This is a genomic window from Cellvibrio sp. (assembly GCF_053579595.1).
The window spans coordinates 1-6,446 of sequence record NZ_JBRFPI010000265.1; the positions used below are offsets into that span (position 1 = coordinate 1).

The 6,446-nt window shown below is 51.6% G+C and carries 4 protein-coding genes; 3 read left to right on the forward strand and 1 reads right to left on the reverse strand.

Going from position 1 to position 6,446, the window contains the following annotated elements; genetic code table 11:
* A partial coding sequence (locus ACWA6V_RS15145) for a TonB-dependent receptor plug domain-containing protein (protein ID WP_449523276.1) occupies nucleotides 1-877 on the reverse strand: 877 nt, incomplete at its 3' end.
* Between the two features lie 173 nt (nucleotides 878-1,050).
* Between ACWA6V_RS15145 and ACWA6V_RS15150 the strand changes: the two genes are divergently transcribed.
* The 3 genes from ACWA6V_RS15150 (at nucleotide 1,051) to argF (ending at nucleotide 5,911) form a co-directional block, all read left to right on the forward strand.
* Entirely contained in the window at nucleotides 1,051-3,495 is a 2,445-nt protein-coding gene (locus ACWA6V_RS15150) for a response regulator (protein ID WP_449523277.1), read from the forward strand.
* Between the two features lie 266 nt (nucleotides 3,496-3,761).
* Entirely contained in the window at nucleotides 3,762-4,925 is a 1,164-nt protein-coding gene (locus tag ACWA6V_RS15155) for an acetylornithine transaminase (protein ID WP_449523278.1), read from the forward strand.
* Between the two features lie 68 nt (nucleotides 4,926-4,993).
* On the forward strand, nucleotides 4,994-5,911 hold the full coding sequence (gene argF, locus ACWA6V_RS15160) for an ornithine carbamoyltransferase (RefSeq protein ID WP_449523279.1): 918 nt from the start codon (nucleotides 4,994-4,996) through the stop codon (nucleotides 5,909-5,911).
* Nucleotides 5,912-6,446: the final 535 nt, after the last annotated feature.

The window sequence follows — 6,446 nt, forward strand, 5'->3', positions numbered from 1 at the left end:
AGCGTGTTGCACCGGTGTTGTCGCGTAGACTGATAGAGGTTTGTTGATGCGCAATTGTTTTGCGCGTGTCGTAAGTTTCTGCAGCGGGATTTAATTGCCAAGGATCATTGCGCCATTGTGCAGGGGTTAAACCGAGTGGATCTTGCAGCAGCGGATCATCGCTGTAATCGTGCTTAACAATCACATCAAGATTATTTTCTGTGGTGTAAAACAATTGCACACCAGCTTGTTGTCGCTCAGCGCTGGAATGCGGGCGCTCGCCATCAATATCGGTATTGGCAAATTGCGCGCGCATGGCCAGATTTTCACTGCGCCATTCTCCATTCAGTGTTTGTCGTGTGAGACCAGGATCACCTGCGATTAATCCTGCGCTAATGCGACTCGCTTCCGGCACTTCAGTTTGCAGGCCAATCACACCGCCTGCACCATTGCCATAGAGCGCGGCAACTGGCCCGCGCAATACTTGCGCACTGGCGATATTGTCGAGCATCACGCTGGCTAATTGCCCCTGTCCATCGGGTGTGGACATGGGAATACCATCGACTTGCAAATCAATGCCGCGCACGCCAAAAGCGGAGCGCGCGCCGAAACCACGCAGGCTAATGCGGGTATCCTGCGCGTAGTTAGTACGCGAATCCACCTGCACACCGGGAATGATTTGTAGCAATTCAGCGGGATCGAGCCGCGCGCCAGCAGAAAAATCAGCCGCCGTTTTTATCAAAATACGTTGGCTTACCACAGAAGTTTCACTGCGCTCGCCCGATACAATCAAGGTTTCCAACAATTCCGGCGCTGCTTGCGCGAGCAGTATATTTGGCTGCAGCAGGAATAATGTCCCTGCCATTAGCGAATACATGGGTGCGTACGAATAATTCATAATTGTCCAGGATGATAAAAATGCGCGCAGACTGCTGCGCCAAAAGAGGAGCTATTCTGCAAAAAACATAACAAAGTCTCATTAGGTAAAACGAATATTTACATCAATCGCGACATAAGCTGCGCTTTGGTGAACAGCTTCTATACTCAAGAAGTGAACATCAGGATGATTCTATGCCACAAGAATTTCGCAACCAGCTTGAACGGCTGCGCCAGCAGTTTGCAGCAAGCTTGCCCGAGCGGGCGCGTCGCCTGGAAGAAATCTGGAGCCATTTGCGCCATCTTAATTGGAGCGAGCAAGGCATCACCACGCTGCAACAATTTGCGCACAAACTTATAGAGGCCGGCACCAGTTTTGGTTTTCCCGAGTTGCGCCACTCCGCACAGCTACTGGAAAACTTCATCACCGACCTGAATGAACTGGGGCGTAGTTTTGGCGGCTTGGAATACGCACAACTGGAAGACCATATCCGCCAGCTCAGTCAGATAATGGCTGCCACCGCCAATGGCACGGCGCGCCAGGATCCGCTCCCCTCCGCTATTGATCCCAGCAGCTATCCGGAAGCGCTGGGTAAAACGATTTTTTTAGTAGACCCGGACCGGGTGCTGGCTGCGCTCTGCAACGCCTATCTGCGCAAAGCCGGATTTGTAGTGGAGTATTTTGACAATCCGCAAGCTTGCATGCAGCGGCTCTATCTGGATTCACCCGCCGCGATCTTGATGGATCCGGACTTCGAGCGCTCAGGCTTGCAGGCGCTGGGCAATTTGCATCAAATCAAGGCATTGCTCACCCAGGACACGCCCATCATCCTGATGTCCGGCCGCACTGACGTAAATGCCAAATTGCGCGCCCTGCGAGCGGGCAGCAGCGACTATCTCATCAAACCGCTCGACTTCCATTTTCTGGTTGAGAAGTTGGTTCAAATCATCACCCAGCACACCAAAACCCAGCGGGTAATGATTGTTGACGACGACCCGGCTATGACCAACCTGCAGGCAGAAATTTTGCGCTATGCAGGCATGGAAGTGCTCTGCGTCAACCAGCCGCTGCACAGCTTGCAGCGCGCCGCCAAATTCAAACCCGATCTGGTGATACTGGATATGCACATGCCCGACATCAACGGCATGGAGCTGGCAGTGCTGTTGCGGCAAGATCCGGAATTTCTATTGTTGCCAATTATTTTTGTCACTGCCGATACCGATACAAACCTGCATAAAAGTATCAAAGCACTGGGCGTGAATGCCCTGCTCACAAAGCCCTTTGAAGTTACTGAGCTAATCAGCGTATGTGAACAGGCGCTGGCGGACACCTCGGCCCTCAAGAACAGGGTCGCGCGCGTAACCCGCAATGCCCAGCAACCGCAGCAAATTAATCGCAGCTATTTTTTTGCCGCACTGGAAGAGGAACTGCACAACAACAATTTGGGTAATCAGAATAGCGCCCTCTACTATTTCAGTATCGACAAGTTAACAGAACTTACCCAACAACTCGGCCAAATCGAGCTAATAGACTTACATGACCAGTTTTGTCGTCGCTTAAGCGAAACTGTCGGCAGCGACGAGCAATGGATAGACCTATCCCATATGGTCGCCTGTGTTCTGGCAGGCAAACGCAGCCCTGAGTTCCATCGTCAGCGCGGAGAGCAATTCACCAAACATTTGAGCAGCCAACCTTACATCATCAAAGGCAAATCCCTAAGTCTGCAGATCAAACTGGGCATAGCGCCACTAAGCTCAGCGCTCGGCACCGCCAACAACGCACTTTTGCGCGCTGAGCAGGCGTTTGAAGCAAACATCAGCGGTGCAACCTCAAGTAGCGCAACTGCGGTGAGCGATAAGAACCTGCCGGACTTTTCCCATGTTGTCTTCAGCCGTGACCTGAGCCTCGCCTTCCAACCTATCATCAGCCTGGAAGACGCACAGATTGAGCATTTTTCCGTACTCACCCGCCTGCGCGGTGAAGATGGTGAACCTATAGCCGCCGGGCAGTTCCTCAGTCGCATCACCCAACCAGGCAAGCGATTGGAGCTGGACCGCTGGGTATTGCAACAGGCGGTCAGCGCAATTGCTACCAACAGCCAAACCCGCGAACAAGCGACTTTGTTTATCCATCTGGCCGAGGAAACCCTGCAGCAGAGCAGCTTCTTTTCCTTTGCCGCCAATGTATTGCGCTCGTCCCGCCTGCGCGGGGAAGAGCGACTGGTGTTTATGTTGGAGGAGAACTGGATACTCAATCACTTCCATCAAGCTCGAGAAATCGCCAAGGCACTGCGCGATATCCGCTGCGGTATCTGCGTCACTCGCGCTGGTGAAAGTGAACAAATACTGACGATGGTGGACGACTTGGCGCTCAACTACTTGCGCCTCTCACCCAGACTCACCAGTGAAGGGGCCAATCCCAAACTGTTGGAGCGACTTATTGCCTCCGCGACCGGACGCGGCATTAAAGTCGTCGCCACCCAAATTGAAAACTCGCACAACCTCTCCAGTTTATGGATGCAGGGCGTGCGTTTGTTTGAAGGTTTTTTTATCCAGCCACCCGATACGGGTTTCCACTTGCAAAACGACATTATCTTTGCCAAGGAATTTGTACAGGGCCACGGGTTCAGTTCCTCGTAACGAGCGGCTTGATAGGTGCAAAACCTGCCCAAATTTGCCAATAATCGCAATAACTTATATATTTGCCGCCTGTTTTTGCCGCGTACAAGTTGATTGCAACTGTGTCCCATCGGTAGCAAGTGCCGGTGTAGCGAAAAAAGCTCTGATAAAGCGTCCCCCTGATCAATCATCCGCTGGCCCGTCACTGACTGGCTTTGGCGAGTTGTTTTTTTCACGCACTACCTATTTATTACTAACGCCAAGGCGTTGTTTTTTTGGAGAAGACCATGTCCACGCTCATGAATACTTACGGCACCAGAACCCTGACCCTCACCAAGGGCGAGGGCAGCCGAGTATGGGATGACAGTGGCAAATCCTATCTGGATGCAATTAGCGGGATCGCCGTGTGCGGCCTTGGCCATGCACACCCGGCATTAACCAAAGCCCTGTCCGAGCAAGCGGCGACCCTGTTGCACGTCTCCAATTTATACAATATCCCACAGCAGCAGCGTTTGGCTGATCTGCTGATCCAGGTTTCGGGCATGGAGAAGGTGTTTTTCTCCAACTCCGGCGCTGAAGCCAATGAAGCGGCGATCAAGATCGCGCGCAAATACGGCAACGACAAAGGCGTGAAGAACCCTTCAATTATTGTCATGGCCAACAGTTTCCATGGCCGGACTCTGGCAACACTGAGCGCTACCGGCAACGCCAAGGTGCAAATCGGTTTTGAGCCATTGGTTGAAGGGTTTATCCGTGTGCCTTACGACGATGTTGCGGCAGTAAAATCCGCCATCGCTGAACACAACAACATAGTCGCGATTCTGGTTGAACCCGTACAAGGTGAAGGCGGTGTGCGGGTTCCTGCAGCGGATTACCTGAATCAACTGCGCGCTATCGCCGATCAACACGAGCTGTTGTTAATGCTGGATGAAATCCAAACCGGCAACGGGCGTACCGGCACCTACTTCGCCTATCAACACAACGGCCTGCTGCCCGATGTGGTCACCACTGCCAAAGGCTTGGGCAACGGTATGCCCATGGGCGCCTGCCTCGCGCGCGGTAAAGCGGCCGAAGTGCTGCAACCGGGCAACCACGGCACTACGTTTGGCGGCAACCCACTCGCCTGCAGCGCAGGCATTGCAGTGATCGAAACCCTGCAATCATCCAACCTGATTGCCCGCGTAAAAGTGTTGGGCGACAAGCTGCTGGCCGATTTCAAAACCGCACTGGCGGGCAACCCCAAAGTGGTTGATATCCGCGGCAAAGGCTTGATGATTGGTATCGAACTCAATGCGCCAGCGCCTGACCTAGTTCAAAAAGGCCGTGATTTGGGAATCCTGATTAACGTCACCGCAGTAAATACAATCCGTCTGCTGCCGACGTTTATCCTCACCGACGCCGAAGCCGATGAGCTGGTCAGCAAAGTGGTACAACTGGTAAACGAGTTTTAACCAATTAGTGAATGAGTTTTAAATAGGCGCGCGCATAAGGCGCGCGCTGCAATAAAAGAGCAATGATTATGGTTCCCCCAAAGGCACCGAGACATTTTCTAACCCTCGCCGATATTAACCGCGCCGAACTGCAACAGATAATTGCGCGCGCCATCGAACTCAAAGCCATGCTGCGCCAGGGCACCGCCCCTGAGCCGTTTAACAACAAAGTATTGGCGATGATTTTTGAGAAAAACTCCACCCGCACCCGCGTCTCTTTTGAGTCTGGGGTAGCCAAGCTGGGTGGCCATGCGATTTTCCTGTCCACCAAGGATTCACAATTAGGTCGCGGCGAGCCGATTGAAGACGCCGCGCGCTGTATCGCCAGCATGGTGGATATGGTGATGATCCGCACTTTTGGCCACGATACCGTCGAGCGTTTTGCCGAGTATTCACGTGTTCCCGTGATCAACGGACTGACCGACGAATATCACCCCTGCCAGTTACTCGCTGACATCCAAACCTACGTTGAAAAACGCGGTTCGCTTGCGGGTAAAACCGTAGCCTGGGTTGGCGACGGCAACAACATGTGCAATACCTATATTCAAGCCGCTGAACTCTGTGACTTTGAATTGCGCATTGCCACCCCCAAGGGTTTTGAGCCGGAAGATGAGTTCGTCACACCCTATCAGCATCGTGTCACACTGACCAACGATCCGCGCGCAGCAGTCGCCGGTGCCGACTTGGTTGTCACCGACACATGGGCCTCCATGGGCCAGGAAGATGAAAAGAAGCAGCGCGAGAAAATCTTCAGTGGCTACCAGGTCAATAAAGAGCTGATGAGCCTCGCTAAAGCCGATGCACTTTTTATGCACTGCCTGCCCGCCTATCGCGGCAAAGAAGTTTCAGCAGAAATCCTCGATGCACCCGATGCAGTTGTCTGGGAAGAAGCCGAAAACCGCATGCATGCACAAAATGCGCTGATGGAATTCCTGTTTAACCAGTAATTACCTGTGCGTCTTTCGCGCTAAACGAGGCAAAAAACAAAACCCGCTAATTCTGCTGAGTTAGCGGGTTTTTTATTGCTCACCAAAATGACACACCAATAGACAACGTTGTCCATCTAGGCACCAATATGGAACAAGCAAAAACACCAAAAGATTACACTCGGTAACACTTTTTCTGGAAAATGACCCAAAATAATGCTTTTAATAACATATTGAGATTTAAACATACTTTATTATTCTATATATGAATAAAAATGATCGATTTTTCGGTTTTTGTGCGAAAACAATCTTAAAATTCGTAACAAAAAGTAACAAAGTAGAATCTGACATGCCTATAATCATTCCGTGGGTGCAATTAAACATTCTGATTAATCTTACTTCCTGAGGGTTTTATCATGTCAAAATCATTCGTAGCTAAAGTTGTTGCCATTGCTTCATTCGCCAGCCTGTCAACGTTGTCTGCGATGGCAAACGCTGAAGTCTTTGCTGCTTACAAAGAAGTTCCCGGTGTAGTAACCAAAGTGGACGCCGCTGA